This window comes from Pseudomonas sp. GW456-E7, assembly GCF_059424105.1.
Genome location: NZ_JBWKZB010000015.1, coordinates 85,300 through 105,263 on the forward strand (window position 1 = coordinate 85,300; position 19,964 = coordinate 105,263).

Below are 19,964 nucleotides of genomic sequence, written 5' to 3' on the forward strand. Positions count from 1 at the left end.
GTCAGTCCGCCTTCGCGAGCAAGCCCGCTCCCACAGTGAATCGAGTTCAAACAACCCAAAAAGCCATCCGGCCACCACCGGACGCCTGATCCAGAACACCCCTCGTTTCCCACCACGCCCTGATCGTGGCGGAGACGAACATCCTATAAATGATTCGAGGGGAAACACTCATGATGTTGCGTGCAGCTTTGGCCGGTCTGGTACTGGCTTCCTTCACCCTGTCGGCCTCGGCCGAAACCATCCGCATTGCCATCGGCACCCAGGACACCACCATCAACTGCGCCGCCGGTGGCCTGTTGATACGCGAACTCGGCCTGCTGGACAAATACCTGCCCCACGACGGCCCCTACAAAGACGCCCAATACGAGGTGCAGTGGAAAAACTTCACCAGCGGCGCACCGCTGACCAACGAGATGGTCGCCGGCAAACTCGACTTCGGCGCCATGGCCGATTTCCCCGGTGCGTTCAACGGCGTGGCCTTCGAAACGGCGGGTAAGCACAGCCTGTTCATCAGCGTGTTGTCGGGCAGCACCAAGGGCAGTGGCAACGGCATCGTGGTGCCGAGTGCGTCGGGCGTGCAGTCGCTGGCCGAACTCAAGGGCAAGACCATTTCCGTGCCGTTCGCTTCCACCGCCCATGGCATGCTGCTGCGCGCCGTCGCGGCCCAGGGCTGGGACCCGCTCAAGGACGTGAACATCATCGCCCAGCCGCCGGAAGTCGCCGGCTCCGCGTTGCAGGCCGGCAAGATCGATGCTCACGCCGACTTCGTCCCCTTCGCCGAGCTGTTCCCCAGCCGTGGTTTCGCCCGCAAGATCTATGACGGTTCCCAGGCCGATGCGCCGACCTTCCACGGTGCGCTGGTCGATCAGGCCTATGCGAAAAAGTACCCGGAAATCGTCATCGCCTACCTGCGGGCGAGCATCGAAGCCAACCAGCTGCTGGCGGCTGAACCGGAGAAATACAGCGAGTTGATCGCCAAGGTCACCGGGGTCGATGCCGAGGTCAACTACCTGTTCCATGGCCCCCTCGGCGTTCAGACCCGCGACCTGAGCTGGAAGCCGGAATACCGCCAGGCCGTGGGCACCGCCATCGATACCCTCAAGCTGTTGAAGAAGGCTGATCGCGGTCTCGATCTCAACACCTTCATCGACGACCAGTACATCCGCGCTGCCTTCAAGGCCTCGAACCTGGACTACAGCGCGCAGCTTGGAAATTACCAGCAGTCGCCACTCAAGGCCGTCGATGCGGCAAGCGGCAAAGCCATCACCGACTTCAGTCATGTGGCGGAAATCTGGGTGCGTGGCGAGCCGAAAGTCCGTCAGTACGCCTCGGCGGAGTCGGCATTTGCCGCGCTGACAGCGTTGAAGCAGGAAGGCAAGAGCATCCGTGCGGTGTACACCCAGGCCAGCGACAGCGGGATCAAGTTGCTGGCGGATCAGGCGTGGTTTGCCACCGACGGGAAAGGGCGGCTGAGCGCGTTCCTGCTCAAAGGCCAGGCCCAACAGTTCGCCACGGCCCAGGGCGGCAAGGTATTCGACTTCTCCGATGCCACGACCCAGGTCGTAGCCGCTCGCTAATCCCTAGAACGACTCGATCAAATGTGGGAGCGGGCTTGCTCGCGAAAGCGGTGGGTCAGTCGACATCAATGTGGAATGTCCGACCGCTTTCGCGAGCAAGCCCGCTCCCACAAGGGTCCAGGGTTGTGAGGAAGAATTGTGTACCGATCATTTTTACGCTGGATTCCCAGAGCCGCTTCACTGCTGCTCTGTCTGCTGTTCTGGCAACTCGCCGCCAGCCACCACTGGAACCTCGGCCTGGTGACCTTCGCCAACGTCCCGACACCCTTGGCGGTCATTGAAGCCGCCCTCGGCCTGGGCGACTCCGGCAAACTCGCCCAGCACCTGGGCAGCAGCCTCGGCCGGGTATTCGCCGGCTACCTCGCGGCGCTGATCATAGGCGTCGCCCTGGGCCTGGCCATCGGTCGCTCGAAATGGGCCGAAGATCTGTTGCTGCCACCTTTGGAAGTCCTGCGGCCAATCCCGGCCGTGGCGTGGATTCCCCTGGCGATCCTGATGTTTCCCTCGTCGGAACTGTCGATGGTGTTCATCACCTTCACCGGCGCCCTGTTCCCGATCCTGCTCAACACCGTGCACGGCGTCGAAGGCGTCGACCCACGGCTGATCGCCTCGGCGAAAAGCCTCGGGGCAGGGCGCCGGGCCATCCTGCTGGAGGTCGTTCTTCCGGGCGCGGCGCCCAGCATCATCACCGGCCTGGCCATCGGCATGGGCACCTCGTGGTTTTGCCTGGTGACGGCGGAAATGATCTCCGGCCAATTCGGCATCGGCTATTACACCTGGGAGTCCTACACCATCCAGAACTACGCCGACATCGTCGTCGGCATGTTGCTGATCGGCGTGCTCGGCATGGGCAGCAGCCTGTTGATCAAGCGTCTGGGCGGGCTGTTCACGCCTTGGCATCGACCACGAGGAAAAGCCTGATGAGCGTTTTTCAACACCTGGAAGGACGTATCGATATCCGCGGGTTGTCGATCAGCCTGGGCGAGGGCCACGGGGCTTTCGAAGCGGTGCAGGGCCTCGACTGCCAGATCGAACCGGGGCAGTTCGTGTGCATCCTCGGGCCGTCCGGTTGCGGTAAATCCACCTTGCTCGGGGCGCTGGCCGGTCACCTGCAACCGCGCACCGGCAGCTTGAGCGTGGATGGCGCGCCGGTGTCGGGGCCATCGCCACAACGGGGCATGGTGTTCCAGCAGCACACGCTGTTTCCCTGGCGCACGGTGCGTGACAACGTGGCGTTCGGCCTGAAAATGCGTGGCGTCGGCAAGGTCGAACGACTCAAGGCGGCGGATGAAATCCTTGCCCTGGTGGGCCTCGAAGGGTTTGCCGGGCGCTGGCCCGACCAACTGTCCGGCGGCATGCAGCAGCGGGTGGAAATCGCCCGGGTGCTGGTCAACCGTCCGCGCTTGTTGCTGATGGACGAGCCCTTTGGCGCCCTCGATGCCCTGACCCGGTTGAACATGCAGGAACTGCTGCTGGACATCTGGACGCGCATCCGCACCACCGTGGTGTTTGTCACCCATGACATCGACGAAGCGCTGTTCCTCGCCGACCGTTTGCTGGTCATGAGCTCGCGCCCCGGGCGAATCATCGAAGACCTGCGCCTGGACTTCCCCCGGCCGCGCAGCACGGAGCTGATGACCCGTCCTGAATTCTCGCATCTGAAACGCCATTGCCTTGAACTCCTGCGGCACGAAGACGGCCGGCAACTGCCGCGCCTGAACCCGCTCGGACTTCCCCCTGAAAACAAACTGCCGCGATTTGCCCTATGACCTCTCTATTTGATGTAACCGACAACGACGACATTCTGGCCCTGCAACCACGCCTGACCGATGACGACCCCGGCGTACGCCGGATCGCGCTGATCGAGCTGGCCGATCTCGAGGAACCGGACGGCCTCCTGTGGTTGATCGATCGACTGGCCGAAGACCCGATAGCCGAGGTCCGCGCCGAAGCCGCCCGGTTGCTGGAAGCCTGGGAGGACGCGCCCGTGGTCGAAGCCTTGTGCCAGGCCCTGACGGATCCATCCCAGGCAGTGCAGGCGGCCGCTGCGCAAAGCCTCAGCCTGCTCAAGAGCGAAGCGGCGGGCCGGGTCATTCTGCCGTGGACCGGGCATGCCGACAGCGGCGTACGCATTGCCGCATTCAGGGCGTTGCGCGAGTTGCGTTGCCCCGATGCCGCCGATGCGGCGGCCCGGGCATTGGACGATGAAAGCGCCAGCGTGCGCCGCGAGGCAGTGGGGGTGCTCGGCTGGCTCAAGCAGCTTGATGCCTTGCCGGCACTGGCGCGTCTGGCCAGCGCCGACCCGGACACCGACGTGCGGCGTGCCGCCACCGGGGCGCTGGGCCTGGCGTCTGACGCACAGGTGCTGCCGGCCCTGCGCCAGGCCTTGCGGGACGCTGCCTGGCAAGTCCGCGAAGAAGCCGCCACCACCCTGGGCAAGGTCGGCCACCCCGACGCCGGCCCGGCCCTGGTCGACGCCTTGGGCGACGATTACTGGCAGGTGCGTCTGCGCGCCACCCGCAGCCTCGGTCGCTTGCGTTATGTACCGGCGCTCGAAGCGCTGATCGACACCCTCGGTCATCGCATCAGCAACCTGCGCAAGGAAGCCGCGCTGGCCCTCGGCGAACTCAACGACCCACGGGCCATTGCACCATTGCAGGCCGCACAACACGACGGCGACCCAGAAGTGCGCAAGGCCGTGCGCATTGCCTTGAGTCAACTGCAATGAATCCGCTGGCGGTTGGCAATTCCCGTATCAAACAGCAGTTGCGACTGAACTGGCCCGATGGTCGTGAACAACTGCTGGACCACGCCGAGTTGCGCCGGCAGTGCCCGTGTTCGCAGTGCCGGGCGTTTCGTATGCGGGGGATGGCGCCGTTGGTGGATGCCCGGGTGTGCGTGATCGAACTGAACCCGCAGGGCTATGGCCTGCAACTGGTCTTCAGCGATGGACATGAGCGGGGGATTTATCCGTGGGCGTATCTGGCGCAACTCACCTCTTGAGTCACTGAAGTCCAATGTGGGAGCGAGCTTGCTCGCGATGAGGCTCGGTCAGTCGATACACATGTTGAATGAAAGACCATCGCGAGCAAGCTCGCTCCCACAGGTCACTGGTCCTGCCACCAGATGATTGACGGTTCTTGCCAGGTAAAAGCCAAAAGAGTACAAATGTACTCCATGACGACTCTGACTCCCCGCCGTACCGCCATCCTGACCTTCATCCGCGATCGCATCGCCGAGCACGGTCAGCCTCCGAGCCTCGCCGAGATCAGCGAGGCGTTCGGTTTCGCCTCCCGCAGTGTGGCGCGCAAGCATGTGCTGGCGCTGACCGAAGCCGGGTTTATCGAGGTCAACCCGCATCAGGCCCGGGGCATTCGCCTGCTCGGGCAGCCACCGCGTCCCGAGTTGCTGGACATCCCGGTGCTTGGTCGGGTGGCGGCCGGTGCGCCGATCGGGGTCGATGCGCAAATCCATAGCCGCTTGCTGCTCGATCCGTCGCTCTTCTCGCGGGTGCCGGACTACATGTTGCGGGTGCGCGGTGATTCGATGATCGAGGACGGTATTCTCGACGGCGATCTGGTGGGCGTGCACCGCAACCCCGAGGCGCTCAACGGTCAGATCGTCGTGGCGCGGCTCGACGGTGAAGTCACCATCAAGCGCTTCGAGCGGGTCGGCGATGTGGTTCGCCTGCTGCCGCGCAACCCGGCCTACCAGCCGATCATTGTGCACGCCGATCAGGACCTGGCCATCGAAGGCGTGTTCTGTGGCCTGGTGAGGCAAGGCTGATGGGTGCCGTCGTTGCGCTGGATACGCTGTTCAATGGCGGCCAGGTCTGGAGGGGCCGGCCTGCGCCGCCGGCCGCCAGCCCGCAACCTACCGGGCATGCCGCGCTGGACGCGGCATTGCCCAGCGGCGGCTGGCCGGAGGCGGCGCTGACGGAAATCCTGCTGGCCGGGCAGGGCGTGGGCGAGTTGCAACTGGTGTGGCCGACGCTGGCACGGCTGTCGGCGGCGGGCGAACGCATTGTGCTGGTGGCGCCACCTTATGTGCCGTATCCCCAGGCGTGGCAGGGCGCCGGGGTCGATCTGCGTCAGTTGTCGATCATCCGGGCCAGCGAGCGCGATGCGCTGTGGGCCGCGGAACAATGCCTGCGTTCGGGCAGTTGCGGCGCGGTGCTGTGCTGGCCGCACAAGGCCGACGACCGTGCCTTGCGCCGCTTGCAGGTGGCGGCGGAAACCGGCCAGACCCTGGCCTTCGCCTATCGTCCCCTCAGTGAAGCGATCAACCCTTCGCCGGCGGCCCTGCGCATCGCCATCGATGCCCGGCCGGCACAGCTACGCGTGCTCAAGTGCCGCGGCGGCCTGGCCCGTTCGGCGCCGATTGCCTTCGCCGTGGGGCATTGAGGTTGCCATGCGCTGGGTCTGCATTGTTTTCCCGCAACTGGCGCTGGACGCGGCATTGCGTCAGCGCGCCGATCCTGATGAACCCCTGGCGTTGCTGACCGGCCCGGCCCAGCGCCGGGTGCTGCAGGCCGTCAACGCTGCGGCGCGGGCGCTGGGTTTGCGTCCCGGCCAGTCCATGAGCGCGGCACAGGCCTTGAGCAAGGGGTTTGCCACGGCTGAATACGACGTCGGTGAAATCGAGCGCTGGCAGCAGTTTCTCGCCGCCTGGGCCTATCGCTTCAGTTCCCAGGTCAGCGTGCATTACCCCCGGGCCGTGGTGTTCGAGATCGAGTCCAGCCTCGGCCTGTTCGGCGCCTGGCCGCAATTCGAAGCGCTTTTGCGCCGTGAGCTTGGCGAACTGGGGTTTCGGCACCGCATCGTGGCCGCGCCCAACCCGGTGGCGGCGCGGGTGCTGGCCAATGCCTATGACGGCCTGGTGGTGCCGGATGATCAAGCCTTGCAGCATCACCTGGGGCAGATGCCCGTCGACCGGATCGGCCTCGAGGCACAGGTTGCCACGGCCTTGTCGCGCATGGGCCTGCGCACCTTGAGCCAGGTGCAGGCGTTGCCCCGGCAGAGCCTGGCCCGGCGTTTCGAGGCCCAGGTGCTCAAGCACCTGGATGCGTTGCTTGGCACGCGGCGGCTGGCGCTGGCCTTTTACCTGCCACCGGACCGCTTCGATGTGCGTATCGAGCTCAATTTCGATGTGCAGTCCCATCAAGCCCTGCTGTTTCCGTTGCGCCGGTTGACGGGCGACCTGTCGGCGTTCCTCTGCGGTCGCGACAGCGGCGTACAGCGTTTCGACCTGCATCTGGAGCACGCCGGGTTGCCCGATACGCTGATCAAGGTCGGCCTGCTCAGCGCCGAGCGTGATCCGGCGATGCTCTTCGAACTGGCCCGGGGGCGGCTGGAGCACGTCCAGGTCGAGGCGCCGGTGCGCGGCTTTCGCTTGTGTGCCGAGGATTTGCCGACCTTCGTGCCCCAGCATCAGGAGCTGTTCGACGATCGCCCGCAGCAGTCCTTGCCTTGGGAGCAACTGCGCGAACGCCTGCGGGCACGGCTGGGGGATGACGCGGTGCATGGCCTGCGCTTCCAGGCCGATCATCGCCCCGAGTGCGCGTGGCAGGCCAGTGCCGACAGCCAGCCTTGCGCAGCGCTGGGCGCCGTGAAGCGGCCGGGCTGGCTGCTGACCGAGCCGCTGGCCGTGCACCAGGGCTCGGCGCGCATCCTCATGGGGCCGGAGCGTATCGAGTCCGGCTGGTGGGACGGTGACGACGTACGCCGTGACTATTACCTGATCGAAACCCGTGCCGGCCAACAGGGCTGGGCCTACCGGGCGGTCGGCGAGGACGGCCCGTTGTGGTTGCAGGGCTGGTTCGCATGAGCCGCGACTATGCCGAATTGCACTGCCTGTCGAACTTCAGTTTCCAGCGCGGTGCCTCCAGTGCCCTCGAGCTGTTCCAGCGCGCGAAAAAACAGGGTTACCAAGCCCTGGCGATCACCGACGAATGCACCCTGGCGGGCATCGTTCGTGCCTGGCAAGCGGCGAAGTCCGTGGAGTTGCCGCTGATCATCGGCAGTGAAATACGCATCGAGAACGGTCCGAAACTGGTGCTGCTGGTGGAGAGCCTCGAGGGCTATCAGGCGCTGTGCCGATTGATCACCCGCGCCCGGCGCCGCACGCACAAAGGCCAGTATCAGGTGCTGCGCGAAGACTTCGGCGAACCGTTGCCGGGGCTATTGGCGTTGTGGGTGCCGGACGCTGTCGATGCCTTTGCACAGGGCCACTGGCTCAAGCAGGTCTTCGGCGAACGCCTGTGGCTGGCGGTGCAGTTGCATCGCGGTCAGGACGATGGGCAACGCCTGAACGATTTGCTCACACTGGCTCGGGAACTGCGAATTCCAGCCGTGGCCAGTGGCGATGTGCACATGCACGCACGCGGGCGCCGGGCCTTGCAGGACACCATGACCGCGATCCGTCACCACCTGCCGGTGGCCGATGCCGGGTTGCGCCTGCACCCCAACGGCGAGCGCCATCTGCGCAGTCTCGACGTACTGCAGGCGCTTTACCCGCCAGACTTGCTGGCGCAAACGCTGGTCATTGCCCGGCGCTGCACCTTCGACCTCGGCCAGCTGCGTTATCAATACCCTCGCGAGCTGGTGCCGCAAGGGCACTCGGCCACCTCGTGGCTGCGTCATTTGACCGAGGAAGGCATCGAGTGGCGCTGGCCAAAAGGGCCGAAAAACGAAGTGTTGGTGCAGATCGATAAAGAGCTGCAACTGATCGCGGAACTGGGCTATGAAAGTTATTTCCTGACGGTCCACGACATCGTCCGCTTTGCCCGCCAACAACAGATTCTTTGTCAGGGGCGGGGTTCTGCCGCCAACTCGGCAGTGTGCTTCGCCCTGGGGATCACCGAAATCGATCCGGATCGCACCACGTTGTTGTTCGAGCGCTTTCTGTCCAGGGAACGTAACGAACCGCCGGACATCGACGTCGATTTCGAACATGAACGCCGCGAAGAAGTCTTGCAGTACGTCTTCCAGCGTTATGGCCGGGCCCGCGCCGCGCTGACGGCGGTGGTCAGCACTTACCACGCCGCCGGTGCGGTACGGGATGTGGCCAAGGCATTGGGCTTGCCGCCGGACCAGATCAACGCCCTGGCCGATTGCTGCGGTCACTGGAGCGATGAAACGCCCCCCGTCGAACGCCTGCGTGAAGGTGGCTTTGCCCCAGAGAGCCCGGTGCTGCACCGGGTGCTGAGCCTGACGGGGCAGTTGATCGGCTTCCCCCGGCATTTGTCCCAGCACCCCGGCGGTTTCGTGATTTCCGAGCAGCCGCTGGACAGTCTGGTGCCGGTGGAAAACGCCGCCATGGCCGAGCGCACCATCATCCAGTGGGACAAGGATGACCTCGACGCCGTGGGCCTGCTCAAGGTCGACATCCTGGCGCTGGGCATGCTCAGCGCGATTCGTCGATGTTTCGATCTGCTGCGCCGGCACCGGGGCCTGGACCTGAGCCTGGCGACCATCCCGCCCGAGGATGCGGCCACCTACGAAATGATCGGTCGGGCCGACACCATCGGCGTGTTCCAGATCGAGTCCCGGGCGCAGATGTCGATGTTGCCGAGGCTCAGGCCCAGGACGTTTTACGATCTGGTGATCGAGGTCGCCATCGTTCGGCCAGGGCCGATCCAGGGCGGCATGGTGCACCCGTACCTGCGGCGACGGAACAAGGAAGAGCCGGAGGCGTATCCGTCGCCGGAACTGGAGGTGGTGCTCAAGCGCACCCTTGGCGTGCCGCTGTTTCAGGAGCAGGTGATGCAGATTGCCATCGTCGCCGCCGACTACAGCCCCGGCGAGGCCGATCAGCTACGCCGCTCCATGGCCGCCTGGAAACGCCACGGCGGGCTCGAACCGCACAAGGAGCGGCTGGCCGCCGGCATGAAGAAGAACGGCTACACCGCCGAGTTCGCCGCGCAGATCTTCGAGCAGATCAAGGGCTTTGGCAGCTACGGTTTTCCCGAGTCCCACGCCGCCAGCTTTGCCTTGCTGACTTACGCCAGTTGCTGGTTGAAATGCCACGAGCCGGCGGCCTTCGCCTGTGCGCTGATCAACAGCTGGCCGATGGGGTTCTACAGCCCGGACCAGATTCTGCAGGACGTTCGGCGTCATCATTTGCAGGTTCGCCCGGTGGACGTGCGCGCCAGTGACTGGGACTGCAGCCTGGAGCCGATCAGCGGTGCGCAACCGGCGATTCGCTTGGGGTTACGCATGATCAAGGGCTTTCGCGAGGACGATGCCCGACGCATCGAAGTGGCCCGTTCGCAAGGCGCGTTCGCCGACATCGCCGACCTCGGCGAGCGGGCGCGACTCGATGCCCGCGCCCAGGAGCAACTGGCCGATGCCGGTGCGTTGCGTGGCCTGGCCGGCGACCGGCACCGGGCGCGCTGGGAAGTGGCCGGGGTACAAAAACAGCTGGGGTTGTTTGCCGGCCTGCCGAGCCAGGAAGAGGACGCGGTGGCGCTGCCAAAACCCACCGTGGGCGAGGACCTGCAGGCCGATTACGCCAGTGTCGGCACCACTCTCGGGCCGCATCCGCTGGCCCTGTTGCGGGGTGAGTTGAAGGCGCGGCGCTGCCGCAGTTCAAAAGAATTGCTGGACGTCGAGCACGGTCGGCCGGTCAGTGTTGCCGGTCTGGTCACCGGCCGGCAACGCCCGGCCACCGCCAGCGGCGTGACTTTCGTCACCCTCGAGGACGAGTTCGGCAACGTCAACGTGGTGGTGTGGCGCGACCTGGCCGAGCGCCAGCGCCAGGTGCTGGTCGGCTCGCAGCTGCTCAAGGTCGATGGGCGCTGGGAGAAGGAGGGCGAGGTCCGGCATCTGATAGCCGGACGCTTGAGTGACCTGAGTGCATTGCTCGATGGCATCACTGTGCGTAGCCGGGACTTTCATTGAGTCACAGGGCTTCAGGGCGTCGAGTGTCGGCAGCAAAGTCGGTGAGTAGCTGCCCTGTTGCCACAGGGCGTTCGATCATGGGCAAGTGGTTGCAACCTTCAAGGGTGACAGCCTGTCCGCCCCGACCATCGGGCAGACCGTTTTGCAGGGTCTCCAGGGCGGAGATATCGATCACCTTATCCTCGCGGCAGCCGATGCCAAGTACCGGCATGGTGAGCTGCGCCAGCCGAGGGGCCAGCGCGAGCCATTGGGACGGCGGACGGATCTGCGCCAGGGAGGACTCGATAAAGCTGCGTTGGCGCCGATTGCCTGCAATCGCATCCTCCACTTCCTGATCAGACATTTTGGGAGGATCGAGGTAGACAAGTCGGGCAGTGCGTTCGACGCCGGCACGGTCATCGTAGATAAACGGGTTGTCACCCGCATTCAATGCCCGGATGAAATCGTTTTCGACAAAGCTCAATCCCAGTGGGCTGATCAGCACCAGGCGCGCAATGCGCTCCGGCCTCTGGGCGGCAAACACTCCGGCAATGGCACCGCCCATGGAGTGGCCGACCAGATTGATTTCACGCAGGTCGAGCGCAAGCAGAAAATCATTGAGCCGTGCGGCTTGTGCATCAATGTCGTAATTTTCACCTGCAAGGCGCGTTGACTCGCCCCAGCCGGGAAGGTCGGGAATGATCACATGAAAGCGTGAGCCGAGGTCCTCGCCCAGCGTGCGCCAGACATTCTTGTTTGAAGAAAAGCCATGTACAAGCAAGAGTGCCGGACCGTTTTTTGCGCTTTCGTAGTACGACCAGGTCGTGTCACCTGCCAGGATCGACCTGGTCTTCAAGGGGAAGTCTGTCCGGGGAGTTGCCTGGGCGGCGCCCAGGACTGCGAGCGTGGTAGCGGCGACTATTGCGCTGAGCAGGCGGGTGAGTCGCCGGCTTCGTGTCTGATGGCGAAGGGCATCCATGTCTTTGAGATCCTGATGACGGGTGAGCTGAGAAGCAAGAGGGAGGATTTGATGGGGGATGGGGTACGGCGGCAATGCTGGCACCTGAAAAATGTACGACCTCGAATTTCAACCGCAACTTCTGTAGGAGCTGCCGGAGGCTGCGATCTTTTGATTTTCAGCGGTCTTGAAGCCGCCAGAAGCAAGATCAAAAGATCGCAGCCTTCGGCAGCTCCTACATGGAACGTATGCAGCTACAGAAACTATTTGGCCTGTGGCCAAAACCGCTCGCCACCGCCGGGGGCATCCGTCCACGCCTGCAACGAACGTGTCGGCAAATCGAAGTAATCCCGCGTGCGCGCATAGCCATGCCCGCCCATGCGTCCGATCGCATCAAGCCCCAACTGATCGATGTACAGGGTTTTCGGGTCGATCAGTTCGTCACGCACATGCGCCATCAGCACTTCACCAAAGATGATCTCCCGGGATTGGCCGATGGACAGCGCCATCATCCGTCGACACTCCAGTGCCACCGGGGCTTCGCCGATGCGCGGGCATTTGACCGTGGTGCCGGGGATGGCGGTGAGGCCGGCGGCGGTCAGTTCGTCGAAGCCGGGGGCGAAGGGCACGGCACAGACATTCATGGCCTCCACCAGCGCGTCGCTGACGATGTTGACGGTGAATTCCTGATTGAGCTGGATATTGCGGGTGGTGTCCTTGGGACTTTGGTCGCCGTAGTTTTCCACGCCAAGGGCGAGGATGGGCGGATCGGCCGACAGCGCATTGAAAAAGCTGAACGGCGCCGCGTTGATCCGGCCTTCGCCGTCGACGGTGGTGACCAGGGCAATCGGTCGTGGCACGACGCTGCCGATCAGAATCTTGTATTTGTCCCGTGGGCTCAGTGTGCTGAAGTCAAAGCTTTGCATAGGCAGAATTCCCTAAAGGAGAGGCTCGATCGCGCTCAGTGGCGTCTGTGCGCTGTAGTCGTCGGCGAACGGGATGGCCGGCTGGAACAGGCTTTTCCAGTCCGGTTGGCCGAAGGCCCGGTCGCTGTGGCTGCGCATCAGTTTTTCGAATTGGCGTTGGGCCTGGCGTTGCAGGGCGGGGTAGTCGACGCCCTCGACCTGGCCGTCCTGCATCACGCAGCGGCCATCGATGTAGCTGGCGATGCAGTCGTCGCCGCGACCGGCCAGTACAAGATTTTTCAGCGGGTCGAACAAAGGCCCCAGGTGCATCCCGCGCAGGTTGAACACGCTGATGTCGGCCTTGCAGCCCGGTGCCAGTCGGCCGAGATCGTCACGCCCCAGTGCCTTGGCGCCGCCAAGGGTCGCGGCGTTGTACATATCCAGTGTGCTGGTCAGCGAGTTGCCGCCCTCCATCAGCCGGGCGATGTTCAGGCCCTGGCGCATGTTGTCGAGCAAGTCCGCCGGCCAGGTGTCGGTACCGAGGGCGAAGTTGACGCCCTTGGCGCGATAGCGGCCAAACGAATTCAATGCCTCGCCGTCCCGGGCAAACACCACCGGGCAGTGCACCAGGCTCGCGCCGCCATCCACCACACGTTGCAGGTCGTCATCACCCTGGGTGTAGATGCCGTGGGGCAGCAGGCTGCGCGGGTTCAGCAGCCCGAGTTGCTGCAACCAGCCCAGCGGCGAGGTGCCGCGCAGTTGCTCGACCATCGCCACTTCACCGAGGCCCTGACAACAGTGCAAACGCATCGGTGCGTTCAGTTCCCGGCTCAGCGCGGCGGTGCGTTGCAGCAGCGCCGGGGTGCAGGTCTGGATGCGATCGGGCAACAGCGCACCACGAATCAGGCCGTTGTTCGCGCCGTCGAAATCCCGGAAAAACCGTTCGGCGGCATCGAGGCCGGCCATGCCCCGGGCTTCGTCCCAGTGGTGCGCCAGGCTGCCATCGGCGCGCCAGTAACTCATGCCGCTCATGTAGCAGGGGCCCTGGTAAGTGCGCAGCCCCAACTCGGTCGCCACGCCGGCTACCGCCGCGAACTCGTCGTAGGTCTCGGCCCACTCGCGGTAATACATCGAGGTGATCGGCATGGCCGTGGTGATGCCGTTGCGGATCAGTTGCGTGAAGGCATAGCGGTATTTGAAGACTTCTTCTTCGGGGCTGTAACTTTCCCGCGATCCGCGCGCCAGATACTGCGCCGACCACATCCGACCCATGTTGCGCTCGTCGCCGTTGTCCAGGGTCAGTACCGTGGAATCAAGATCGCCAAGGGCATCCAGATCGATGAAACCGGGGCCGATCAGCGCGTTGCCGTAATCGATCCACTGATCCACCGGGCCCGGAAAACCGCGCCCGACAAACTCGATGCGCGAGCCTTCGAACACCACTTCGCCGTCGCGCCACAGCACATGCTGCGTGCCGTCGAAGCCGACCACGCAACTGGCCCGCAAGCCGATGCGCTTCACAGACGGCTTTCCAGCAAACGACCGCCTGCCGCGATCAAACGACCCGCGCGATAGACTTGACGCGGTGGTCGCGAAACCACCGCCTCACCCAACGTTTGCACGGGCATCAGCAGGAAGTCCGCTGGCTGGCCGATCTCCAGGCGATTGGCTGCGCAACCCAGCGCCTGGGCGCCGTTGACAGTTGCCGCGTCGAACGCCGCCGCCAGTTCTTCGTCCTTGTTCAAATCGAAACGGAACGCCAGCAGCATCGCGCGCTCCAGCATGTCGCCGTTGCCCATGGGTGACCAGGCATCACGAATGCCGTCCGAGCCCAAACATACATTTACGCCGGTTTCGCGTAGGGCCAGGAACGGTGGCACCGCGCAATCGGCCGGGGCCGAACTCATCAGCGAAATACCCAGTGTCGCCAGGCGCTCGGCCACCGGTTTGACCTGGCTCCACGGCAGCATGCCGAGGCAGTAGGCATGGCTGATCATCACCTGGCCCTGACGGCCGAAGCGCTCGGTGTAGTCGGCGATCAGGGCGATCTGCCACAGGCCCAGTTCGCCCTTGTCATGCAGGTGAATGTCGACGCCACGGTCGAATTCGCTGGCCAGCTTGAAGACGAAATCCAGTTGGGCAATCGGGTCGTTGTCGATGCCGCACGGGTCCAGGCCACCGACGTTCTCCACGCCCAGAGCCATGGCTTCGCGCATCAGTTCGGCGGTGCCGGGGCGGCTGATCAGGCCAGTTTGCGGGAACACCACCAGTTGCAGGTCGATCAGGTCGCGGTATTGTTCGCGCAGTTGCTGCATGGCCTCGACATGCCGCAGGCCGAACTCCGGGTCGATGTCGACGTGGCAACGCATGGTCAGCGAGCCGCGGGCGATGCAGTTTTCCAGCAGGGCGCCGGCTCGTTGGGCGATGGGGGTGGTGACTTCACGCAGGATGCGCCGTTCGTTGGCGATGTAGTCCTTGAGGGTCGGGCCGGCGCTGTTGGGGCGCCAGGGCTGGCCCCAGAGGGTTTTGTCCAGGTGGACGTGGCTTTCCACCAGGGCGGGGGTGAGCAACAGGTTCTGGCCGTCGATGTCGGTGGCGGACAGGGCCACGTTCGAAGCCGGACGGCGTTGGGTGAACCGGCCGTTTTCGATCAGCAGGTCTTCGGCGGGGGAGCCGTAGGGGTGCACGTTGCGCAGCCAGCGGGGGTGATTCATTGCAAACCTCAATTTTATGGTGTCTGGGCGGGCCTCATCGCGAGCAAGCTCGCTCCCACAGTGGATCTTCGGCGTTCACAAAATCCCTGTGGGAGCGAGCTTGCTCGCGATGGCCGCGACTCGGTTTCAAGTCAAACAATCAGCCCTTGAGCTTCGCCCAAATGCGGTCCTGCAGCTCCCGCGCCTTGTTGCTGCATTCCTTTTCAGGACGCAGGCGCGAGGCGAATTCGTCGGGCATGTTGATGGCATCCATCACCCGCCATTTGGCGTCGATCAGCTTGTCGCTCTGGATGCCGTTGGCGTAGGCGATGGCGTTGGACACGGCGGCGGCGTTTTCCGGTTTCATCATCCAGTCGATGAAAATCTTCGCGTTGCCGGGGTGTGGCGCGCTCTTCGGTACGGCGAAGTTGTCCTGGAACATCGCCAGGCCTTCCTTCGGATACACGTACTTGATGGTGCTCTTCTGCAGGGTGGCGCGGGCAGTGGAGCCGTTCCAGTTCTGCATCATGATCACTTCACCGGAGGCCATGCGGTCGACGGTGTTGTCCGAGCTGTACATCTTCAGGAAGGGTTTCTGTTTTTGCAGCAGTTCGAGGATGCGCTTGGCGTCCTGCGGGTTTTCGCTGCATTCGTCGACATTCAGGTAGTGGCTGGCGGCGTTGATCACGCTGCTGGAGGTGTCGAGGGCCGCGAGCTGGCCTTGCAGTTCCTTGCGTGGCTCGAAGAACTCTTTCCACGAGTCGTCGAGCTTGCCGCCGGGTACCCGGGCGCTGTCATAGGAGAACCCGGTGGTGCCCCACAGGTACGGTGCCGAGAACTTGCGGCCCGGGTCGAAACTCGGGTCGCGGAATGCCGGCTTGACGTACTGGAAGTTGGGCAGGGCCGAGGCGTCGATTTCCAGCAGCAGGTCCTGGTTGATCAACGTGCGCATGATCGATTGTGACGGCACGATCACGTCGTACGCCGCGCCGCCGGCCTGCAACTTGGCCAGCAGGGTTTCGTTGCTGTCGTAGCCGTCCATGGTGACCTTGATGCCGGTCTCCTTTTCGAACTTGGCCAGCAGGTCGACCGGGTAGTAATCGGTCCAGTTGTAGAAGAACAGCTCCTTGGGCTCTGCGGCCTGGGCGCTGGACGCAGCGAACGCGGTGAAGCAACTCAAGGCCAGACCGGCAACGGCGAAACTGGCAGCAGCAAAACGGGGGCTTTTCACTTTCTTGCTCATAAAGAAGTCTCCAGGCTCATTGTTGTTTGCCGCGCTGTCCCAGCCAGAAGGCCAGCACCACCAGCACGATGGATATCACCAGCATCAGGGTCGAAATCGCATTGATCTCCGGCGTCACGCCGGCCTTGATCGCCGAGAAGATGTACACCGGCAAGGTGGTCGAACCCGGCCCCGCGACGAAGAAGGTCATGATGAAATCGTCGAGGCTGACCACGAACGCCAGCACCGAACCGGACAGCACCGCCGGCCACAGCAGCGGCAAGGTCACCCGGCGAAACACCTGCCAGGGGTTGGCGTACAGGTCGTTCGCCGCTTCCAGCAGGCTCTTGTCCAGGTCATTGAGCCGCGCGCGGATCGGCAGGTAGGCAAAGGGGATGCAAAAACCGATGTGGGCGATGATCACCGTCAGCAGGCCGAGCTTGATTCCCAGCGCCATGAACAGCAGCAGGGTGGCGACGGCTGTGACGATCTCCGGCAGGATCAGCGGCAGGTTGATCCCGCCTTCGACCATTTTCTGTCCGTAGAACGGCCGGTACGTCGCCAGCGCCGCAAGCAGGGCAATCGCCGTGGCGCAGACGGTGGCGATGCTGGCGACGATGATCGAGTTCAACGCCGCGGTCTGGATCGACGGGTTGGCCAGGATGCGTCCGTACCAGGCGAACGAGAACTCGGTCCACACCGTCGCCGAACGGTTGGCGTTGAAGCTGTAGGCGATCAGCACGAAGATCGGCAGGTACAGATAGGCCAGCATCAACAGGCTGACTTCACGGGTCAGCGGCAGTTTCTTCAGGTGCAGGGCAATCATGCTTGGGCTCCTGGGCGTTGGGTCTTGGCGGCATTGCGGCTATAGAGGGCGTAGAGCACCAGGGACAGCAACATGATCCCCAGCAGCAGGAACGACAGCGAACTGCCCAGCGGCCAGTTGCGTGCGGTGCCGAACTGCTGCTGGATCAGGTTGCCGATCATCAGCGTCTTGCCACCGCCGAGGATCGCCGGGGTAATGAAGGCACCCAGGCTCGGCACGAACACCAGCAAGGCACCGGCAATCACCCCCGGCATCGACAGCGGCAAGATGATCCGCCGCAACGCATGCCAGCGGTTGGCGCCCAGGTCGTAGGCGGCTTCCACCAGACGCCAGTCGAGTTTCTCCAGGGTCGAGTAGATCGGCAGGATCATGAACGGCAGGAAGCTGTAGACCAGGCCGACGCTGACCGCGAAGTCGTTGTAGAGCAGGGTGATGCCGCCGGCCTGGGGGAACAGCGCGTTGAGGCTCTGGGCGACCCAGCCGTGTTCGCGCAGGATGATCAGCCACGCATAGTTGCGGATCAGCAGGTTGGTCCAGAACGGGATGGTGATCAGCAACACCATCAGGTTGCGTCGGCGCGGCGTCAGGCTCGACATCCACAACGCCACCGGGAAGCCGAACAGGAAGCACAGGACTGTGGTGCCGCCGGCCTGGAACACCGAGCGCAACAACGCCTGGGCGTAGACCCAGTTCAGTTCCAGTTCGCCGTCGAAACCTTCCTGGAAGAACAGCTGCACATAACTTTGCAATTGCCAGTCGGCCTGCCAGTCGACGCCGCCATAGACGTTGCGCGGCAACAGGCTGATGTAGCCCATGATGCCCAGCGGAATGGCGATCAGGGCCAGCAGGGTCAGGACGACCGGGCTGAGCAACAGCGCGCGGTTGAGGGCCGGGGAAGTGCTGCTGACGCTCATCTCAGGCCTCCATCAGCAGGCAGGCGTGGGGCGGCAGGTTGACCGCGACGCGATCGCCCACCACCCGCCCGTGGCTCAGGCCTTCGTTGTTCTCGCGCAGCATGACCTTGATGTCGTTGTTCAAGCGGCACTGATAGAGCGTGGCCGTGCCGACGTACAGCACGGCCTCGATCACGCCGCGCAGGTGATGGGGCTGCGACGGCTCGACCAGTTGCGAACGCTCGGGGCGGAACGCCAGTTGCACCTTGCTGCCGTCAAAGCCCTGGGCCGGGCAGGGGATTTCCACGGGCATGCCGTTGGGCACGAAGAGCTTTTCGTTCTGCTGGCCGCGCTTGAGGTGCCCGGGGAGGAAGTTGATGTCGCCGATGAATTGCGCGACGAACTGGTGCTGCGGACGTTCGTAGATCTCGTTGGGCGTACCGATTTGCAGGATCTTGCCGGCGGACATCACGGCAATGCGATCGGACAGGGTCAGCGCTTCTTCCTGATCGTGGGTGACGAAAATGAAGGTGATCCCGGCTTCTTTTTGCACGCGCTTGAGTTCGACCTGCATTTCCTTGCGCAGCTTGAGGTCCAGCGCCGACAGCGGCTCATCGAGCAACAGTACTTTCGGTTTCGGCGCCAGGGCCCGGGCCAGAGCCACCCGTTGCTGTTGGCCGCCGGACAGTTCGGCCGGTTTGCGTCTGGCCAGGTGCTGCATTTGCACCAGCGCGAGCATTTCCTCGACCCGCTGCGGGATCAGTTTGCGATCAAGGCCCTGCATCTCGAGGCCGAAGGCGATATTCTGCGCAACACTCATGTGCGGAAACAGCGCGTAACTCTGGAACACCGTGTTGACCCGACGCTTGAACGGCGGCAAATCGTTGACCGGCTCGCCCGCGAGGCGGATCTCACCGTCGCTGACGTGCTCGAAGCCGGCAATGGTGCGCAGCAGGGTGGTCTTGCCACAGCCCGAGGGGCCGAGCAGGGTGAAGAATTCGTTGTCGGCGATGTCGACAGAAACATTGTCCAGGGCTGGCGCCAGCCCAGGGTCGTCGGAATATCGTTTGGAGACGTTTCGCACTTCAATTGCAACTGGATGACCCATAATGGTGCATTCCTCTAATTATTGTATGCAAAATCTGGATGCAATTTAGAAATACCCGGATTAACCTGCTCGTGCAAGCCCCTTTTTCAAAGGCTGATCATTCGCCAGGGGCGTTTGCACAGGGCGCAAGGAGTTGATGAATGACGGAAAAGAAACTGGAAACCACGGTCGACCGCGTCTACCAAGGGGTTTACGAGGCGATCAGCAAGCGTTCGCTGCGTCCGGGGATGAAGCTGGGCGAAGCCTCGCTGGCCGAGCTGTTCAACGTCAGCCGCACGTCTGTGCGGGCTGCGCTCAAGCAGTTGGAGGCCGATGGGTTGGTCACCACCGAGCCCAATAAAGGTGCATCGGTGTCATTGCCCAGTGACGAGGAGATCCGCTCGCTGTTCGAAACCCGGCGCCTGGTCGAGATCGGCATCGTCAGTGAACTGTGCCGTCGCCGTGATACGGCGGTGACCCAGGATCTGCGTGATCACCTGCTGTTGGAAGATGAAGCGCATCAAAGCGGTGATCACGAACGGCTGATTCACCTGCTCGGCGAGTTCCACATCAAACTGGCCCGCAGCCTGAACAATCCGGTATTGCTCGACTGGTTCCAGAAGCTGATTTCCCGGGCCTCGCTGTATGCCGCCGCGCTCGATGACGACAGCCACGAAGCCTGCCGTGACGATGAACACCTGCGGTTGATCGAGTACATCGAAGCGGGCAACCAGAGCGCGGCCATCGAACTGACCTGCATGCATTTGAATGGCATCGAGAAGGCCATTCTGGATGTCGCGGCGACCCTGAAAAGCAGCTACAACCCGCTTAAGCATTTGATTGAGGTGTAGTGCACGGCCTCTCGGTTACTGAGGACCGAATTGTGGGAGCGGGCTCGCTCGCGAAAGCGGTGTATCAGCAGAC

General features: G+C 63.5%; 18 protein-coding genes. 10 read left to right on the top strand and 8 right to left on the bottom strand.

What is annotated here, in order from left to right; genetic code table 11:
* The first annotated feature begins 170 nt into the window (after positions 1–170).
* From AC07YV_RS12435 to AC07YV_RS12475, 9 genes are all read left to right on the top strand, one after another.
* On the top strand, positions 171–1,577 hold the full coding sequence (locus AC07YV_RS12435) for an ABC transporter substrate-binding protein (RefSeq protein WP_173900804.1): 1,407 nt from the start codon (positions 171–173) through the stop codon (positions 1,575–1,577).
* A 138-nt stretch (positions 1,578–1,715) separates the two neighbouring features.
* Positions 1,716–2,498: an ABC transporter permease gene (locus AC07YV_RS12440; RefSeq protein WP_102699700.1), complete on the top strand. Its 783-nt coding sequence runs from the start codon at positions 1,716–1,718 to the stop codon at positions 2,496–2,498.
* On the top strand, positions 2,498–3,346 hold the full coding sequence (locus AC07YV_RS12445) for an ABC transporter ATP-binding protein (protein WP_015094858.1): 849 nt from the start codon (positions 2,498–2,500) through the stop codon (positions 3,344–3,346). Before AC07YV_RS12440 ends, AC07YV_RS12445 begins: the two co-directional genes overlap by 1 nt.
* Positions 3,343–4,305, top strand: a complete 963-nt coding sequence (locus AC07YV_RS12450; RefSeq protein ID WP_102699699.1) for a HEAT repeat domain-containing protein — start codon at positions 3,343–3,345, stop codon at positions 4,303–4,305. The genes AC07YV_RS12445 and AC07YV_RS12450 overlap by 4 nt, the downstream gene beginning before the upstream one ends.
* A complete protein-coding gene (locus AC07YV_RS12455; RefSeq protein WP_102699698.1) occupies positions 4,302–4,580 on the top strand; it encodes a DUF971 domain-containing protein in 279 nt (92 codons plus the stop codon). The genes AC07YV_RS12450 and AC07YV_RS12455 overlap by 4 nt, the downstream gene beginning before the upstream one ends.
* 165 nt (positions 4,581–4,745) lie before the next feature.
* Positions 4,746–5,363, top strand: a complete 618-nt coding sequence (gene lexA, locus AC07YV_RS12460; protein ID WP_102699697.1) for a transcriptional repressor LexA — start codon at positions 4,746–4,748, stop codon at positions 5,361–5,363.
* Positions 5,363–5,980 (top strand): translesion DNA synthesis-associated protein ImuA, encoded by a 618-nt coding sequence (gene imuA / locus AC07YV_RS12465; protein WP_007973327.1) that lies wholly within the window; start codon positions 5,363–5,365, stop codon positions 5,978–5,980. Before lexA ends, imuA begins: the two co-directional genes overlap by 1 nt.
* 7 nt (positions 5,981–5,987) lie before the next feature.
* Positions 5,988–7,403, top strand: a complete 1,416-nt coding sequence (locus AC07YV_RS12470; RefSeq protein WP_102699696.1) for a Y-family DNA polymerase — start codon at positions 5,988–5,990, stop codon at positions 7,401–7,403.
* A complete protein-coding gene (locus AC07YV_RS12475) occupies positions 7,379–10,477 on the top strand; it encodes an error-prone DNA polymerase (RefSeq protein ID WP_494990300.1) in 3,099 nt (1,032 codons plus the stop codon). The genes AC07YV_RS12470 and AC07YV_RS12475 overlap by 25 nt, the downstream gene beginning before the upstream one ends.
* A gap of 1 nt (position 10,478) precedes the next feature.
* On the opposite strand, the gene AC07YV_RS12480 is transcribed toward AC07YV_RS12475, so the two are convergent.
* The 8 genes from AC07YV_RS12480 to AC07YV_RS12515 form a co-directional block, all read right to left on the bottom strand.
* Complete coding sequence (locus AC07YV_RS12480; protein ID WP_102699694.1) at positions 10,479–11,435, bottom strand: alpha/beta fold hydrolase; 957 nt, start codon at positions 11,433–11,435, stop codon at positions 10,479–10,481.
* A 242-nt stretch (positions 11,436–11,677) separates the two neighbouring features.
* Positions 11,678–12,340: a flavin reductase family protein gene (locus AC07YV_RS12485; protein ID WP_102699693.1), complete on the bottom strand. Its 663-nt coding sequence runs from the start codon at positions 12,338–12,340 to the stop codon at positions 11,678–11,680.
* 12 nt (positions 12,341–12,352) lie between these two features.
* A complete protein-coding gene (locus AC07YV_RS12490) occupies positions 12,353–13,840 on the bottom strand; it encodes an amidohydrolase family protein (protein ID WP_102699692.1) in 1,488 nt (495 codons plus the stop codon).
* Positions 13,837–15,033: an amidohydrolase family protein gene (locus tag AC07YV_RS12495; RefSeq protein ID WP_102699691.1), complete on the bottom strand. Its 1,197-nt coding sequence runs from the start codon at positions 15,031–15,033 to the stop codon at positions 13,837–13,839. Before AC07YV_RS12495 ends, AC07YV_RS12490 begins: the two co-directional genes overlap by 4 nt.
* Before the next feature lie 139 nt (positions 15,034–15,172).
* On the bottom strand, positions 15,173–16,255 hold the full coding sequence (locus AC07YV_RS12500; protein WP_102674048.1) for an extracellular solute-binding protein: 1,083 nt from the start codon (positions 16,253–16,255) through the stop codon (positions 15,173–15,175).
* A 16-nt stretch (positions 16,256–16,271) separates the two neighbouring features.
* Positions 16,272–17,060, bottom strand: a complete 789-nt coding sequence (locus tag AC07YV_RS12505) for an ABC transporter permease (protein ID WP_007973320.1) — start codon at positions 17,058–17,060, stop codon at positions 16,272–16,274.
* Complete coding sequence (locus tag AC07YV_RS12510; RefSeq protein WP_015094870.1) at positions 17,057–17,974, bottom strand: ABC transporter permease; 918 nt, start codon at positions 17,972–17,974, stop codon at positions 17,057–17,059. The genes AC07YV_RS12505 and AC07YV_RS12510 overlap by 4 nt, the downstream gene beginning before the upstream one ends.
* A gap of 1 nt (position 17,975) precedes the next feature.
* Positions 17,976–19,061: an ABC transporter ATP-binding protein gene (locus tag AC07YV_RS12515; RefSeq protein ID WP_007973315.1), complete on the bottom strand. Its 1,086-nt coding sequence runs from the start codon at positions 19,059–19,061 to the stop codon at positions 17,976–17,978.
* Between the two features lie 140 nt (positions 19,062–19,201).
* Here AC07YV_RS12515 and AC07YV_RS12520 point away from each other — a divergent pair, with 140 nt between their 5' ends.
* Complete coding sequence (locus AC07YV_RS12520; RefSeq protein ID WP_007973313.1) at positions 19,202–19,891, top strand: GntR family transcriptional regulator; 690 nt, start codon at positions 19,202–19,204, stop codon at positions 19,889–19,891.
* The last annotated feature ends 73 nt before the right edge of the window (positions 19,892–19,964 follow it).

Excerpts from the sequence above, each read along its gene's own strand:
- AC07YV_RS12450 (WP_102699699.1), top strand. The coding sequence starts at position 3,343 with ATGACCTCTCTATTTGATGTAACCGACAACGACGACATTCTGGCCCTG.
- AC07YV_RS12470 (WP_102699696.1), top strand. The coding sequence starts at position 5,988 with ATGCGCTGGGTCTGCATTGTTTTCCCGCAACTGGCGCTGGACGCGGCA.
- AC07YV_RS12495 (WP_102699691.1), bottom strand. The coding sequence starts at position 15,033 with ATGAATCACCCCCGCTGGCTGCGCAACGTGCACCCCTACGGCTCCCCC.
- AC07YV_RS12455 (WP_102699698.1), top strand. The coding sequence starts at position 4,302 with ATGAATCCGCTGGCGGTTGGCAATTCCCGTATCAAACAGCAGTTGCGA.
- AC07YV_RS12445 (WP_015094858.1), top strand. The coding sequence starts at position 2,498 with ATGAGCGTTTTTCAACACCTGGAAGGACGTATCGATATCCGCGGGTTG.
- imuA (WP_007973327.1), top strand. The coding sequence starts at position 5,363 with ATGGGTGCCGTCGTTGCGCTGGATACGCTGTTCAATGGCGGCCAGGTC.
- AC07YV_RS12510 (WP_015094870.1), bottom strand. The coding sequence starts at position 17,974 with ATGAGCGTCAGCAGCACTTCCCCGGCCCTCAACCGCGCGCTGTTGCTC.
- AC07YV_RS12520 (WP_007973313.1), top strand. The coding sequence starts at position 19,202 with ATGACGGAAAAGAAACTGGAAACCACGGTCGACCGCGTCTACCAAGGG.
- AC07YV_RS12500 (WP_102674048.1), bottom strand. The coding sequence starts at position 16,255 with ATGAGCAAGAAAGTGAAAAGCCCCCGTTTTGCTGCTGCCAGTTTCGCC.
- AC07YV_RS12485 (WP_102699693.1), bottom strand. The coding sequence starts at position 12,340 with ATGCAAAGCTTTGACTTCAGCACACTGAGCCCACGGGACAAATACAAG.
- AC07YV_RS12505 (WP_007973320.1), bottom strand. The coding sequence starts at position 17,060 with ATGATTGCCCTGCACCTGAAGAAACTGCCGCTGACCCGTGAAGTCAGC.
- lexA (WP_102699697.1), top strand. The coding sequence starts at position 4,746 with ATGTACTCCATGACGACTCTGACTCCCCGCCGTACCGCCATCCTGACC.
- AC07YV_RS12515 (WP_007973315.1), bottom strand. The coding sequence starts at position 19,061 with ATGGGTCATCCAGTTGCAATTGAAGTGCGAAACGTCTCCAAACGATAT.
- AC07YV_RS12435 (WP_173900804.1), top strand. The coding sequence starts at position 171 with ATGATGTTGCGTGCAGCTTTGGCCGGTCTGGTACTGGCTTCCTTCACC.
- AC07YV_RS12480 (WP_102699694.1), bottom strand. The coding sequence starts at position 11,435 with ATGGATGCCCTTCGCCATCAGACACGAAGCCGGCGACTCACCCGCCTG.